Origin of the sequence: Mesorhizobium sp. M2A.F.Ca.ET.039.01.1.1 (assembly GCF_003998035.1) — a bacterium.
Lineage (GTDB): Bacteria > Pseudomonadota > Alphaproteobacteria > Rhizobiales > Rhizobiaceae > Mesorhizobium.
This window is the reverse complement of sequence record NZ_RZRY01000763.1, coordinates 1-2,756: the sequence shown is the minus strand read 5'-3', so window position 1 is coordinate 2,756 and position 2,756 is coordinate 1. Positions and strand designations below refer to the sequence as shown.

Here is a 2,756-nt window from a genome sequence, read left to right as displayed (position 1 = left end):
GGCTGTTCTCGATCCGACCCGCCGTTCCCGAGTATTGACGCGCAACACCGGCGGAACGATCGCCCTTCTTCACAAATCCCGTCTCGTCGACGATCAGGACGCCATCCTCATCGCCCAACGCCTCCACTACATAATCGCGAACCTCGTCTCGCAGCCGATCCGCGTCCCAGTGGCTGCGCCCCAACAGCGACTGCATCCGATAGGGGCGCTCCGCTCCGGACTGCTCAGCCATCAACCAGCCCGTCTTGCGTTCAATGCCCGAAAGAAGGCCGTCAAGGAAATCTGCGCCCGTCTCTCGCAGCTCACGACGAGGAAGCACCCGCCCAACCCGCGCCTTCAGCGCTGCGAGCTCCTGCTCCCAAGCCAACAATGACCCCGACCACGAAGCGACAGACATGGCTCCCTCCATAACCTGTCGAACTGAATCAGAAAATCAAATGATCCGCAACTGTAGTATTAGGTGGCGTGGGTCGTCGTAACTGAGTAGGAGTCACTTCTACGCTGCCGACGGGTCGCGTGTGTGAAGATATATGAAACCACTTCACCGATCGCGAAACGGTTTGATAGTCCACTGTCCACCTTTTTGAATTTTCCCTTCACAATTTATAACGCCAGTCATCTGCAATTCTTACTTCGAGTGAATATGCATTCTGTCATACGACAGGTTCACATAAACGACACGATAGTTCTCCGAAAATTCAAACCGTTTCCAAGAGAAGACGGGTAGTGTTCTCCGCACAACGATGTGGCTGGAGAAAGCAATGGATCATGTTACGCGTCCGCTGTCGCATGGCCAGATGGGCCTTTGGATACATCATCAAAAACGACCGACCGGTAGCGAATACAATCTGCCAGTCGAGCTGCGCATAAAGGCGCCGTTCGACATTGATGCCTTGCGGCGCGCGCTCCAATCATTGATCGACCGCCATGAAATGCTGCGCACGACCTTTCACCAGGATGGCGAGCAGGTCGTTCAGCGCATTCATGAGACAGTCCCTCTGAGCTTTCATGTCGTTCGGCTCCAAGATGCCGAAGAAGCAGACTTCCATAAATCTATCGCAGCAGAAGCTCGCTCACCTTTCGATCTGGAACATGGTCCGGTGTTTCGCGCTCACCTGTTCATCCGCAGTGTTACAGAGGAGACTCTCCTCCTCAATTTCCATCACATCATTTCCGACGCCTACAGCATTCGCACCTTCCTGCACGAGTTCGGCGGGCTCTACCAGGCGTGCTGCGGCAACACGGACATTCCGGGTCTGACCACGACGACCCCGTACGAGGAGTTCGTAGCCTGGCAGGAGCGACTCCTTTCCGGCGACGACGGAGAACGCATGCGGGCCTATTGGCACAGCCAATTTGTCGATCATGAGCCCGGCCTGGCCCTTCCGACCGACAAACCACGAACTGCGCTTGCCACGCACACCGGGTCAGTTCACTCCGTGGATATTGAGATGCCGCTGGTCGCGCGCTTGGGGCGACTGGCGCACAAAGAAAAAGTGACGCTCGCCACCGTTCTACTTGCAGCCTATTACGTCCTGCTGCATCGTTATGGCGACCAGGACGACATCACCCTCTACGTGCCACGTCACGGTCGTCCGGCGAATTTTTCGGGAACCTTCGGCTACTTTGTAACTCTAGGGGCGTTGCGGCAGGATCTTTCCGGAAATCCCATTTTCCTCGACCATTTGCAGCGGGTGCGACACCTGATGCGCAGCGCGCGCAGCCACGAGTATTTTCCTCTTCCACTGCTGCTGGAGAAGCTCAAGCTCCCCGCTGCACCAAATCGCAATCCGCTCGCGCAAGCAGTTTTCAACTTCACTCCCGAGGCGGTGAGTTCTCTTGGCTTCACGCCATGCGACGTCGACCTCTCCGGCTTGCCTGCGCAAATCCGATTTTGTGAGACCGATATCTGGATCGATCTTGATTTCCGAATCCTGGCCAGCAAAGAAAGTGTGCGCCTTTACGTCGTATACAATGCGGACTTGTGGGATCATAGCACCATCGAGCGGCTGGCGAAGCGCTATCATTTGTTGCTTGAGGCGATTGCAGCTGCGCCAGCCCGACGGATAGGTGACTATAGTCTTCTGACGCCAGAGGAGGAGCATCAGCTCCTGCATGATTTTAACGACACAGCTGCACGTTTTCCGTCCGACGCTTGTCTGCACAACCTGATCGAAGCGCAGGCTGCCGCTTACCCGGACAATATCGCTGTCAGCTGCCCATTGGAGGCACTGAGCTATGCCGCACTTGATCAAAGGGCAAACAGGCTCTCCCGTCATCTGATTTCAAAAGGAGTCCGTCTTGGAGACGTGGTCGGCGTTCTCCTTGAGCGTTCCTGCGATCTCATTGTCGGCTTTCTAGCGGTCTTGAAGGCGGGGGCCGTCTATCTTCCTCTCGACCCGCGACTGCCATCCCAGCGCCTGCGGTTCATGACGCGGGACGCTGGCGCCACCGCGCTCATCAGCAAATCGGAGCTCAGAGAACAGACGTTCGGGGATGCCCTGTCCGGGCGAAGCATCGAAGGTGCGAATGGATGCGCGGTGGTTCTCCTCGACAAGGACCGTACCGAAATTTCTCTGCATGAAGTCACCCCTCCGCACTGCCCCGCCGGTTCCCTCGACTTGGCTTATGTGATCTATACGTCCGGTTCCACAGGTCAGCCGAAAGGCGCGATGATCGAACATCGCAGCGCCTGCAACATGGCGGAGGATCTAAAACGCACCTATCAACTGAGTGAGGATAGCCGGGTACTACAG

At 56.5% G+C, this 2,756-nt stretch carries 2 protein-coding genes; one reads left to right on the top strand and one right to left on the bottom strand.

What is annotated here, in order from left to right:
* Positions 1-397: transposase (locus EOA24_RS33285; RefSeq protein ID WP_133374739.1), on the bottom strand; the 397-nt coding region annotated here is incomplete at its 3' end.
* Between the two features lie 364 nt (positions 398-761).
* Between EOA24_RS33285 and EOA24_RS33280 the strand changes: the two genes are divergently transcribed.
* The coding region (locus tag EOA24_RS33280) for a condensation domain-containing protein (RefSeq protein WP_189354436.1) at positions 762-2,756 on the top strand (1,995 nt) is incomplete at its 3' end.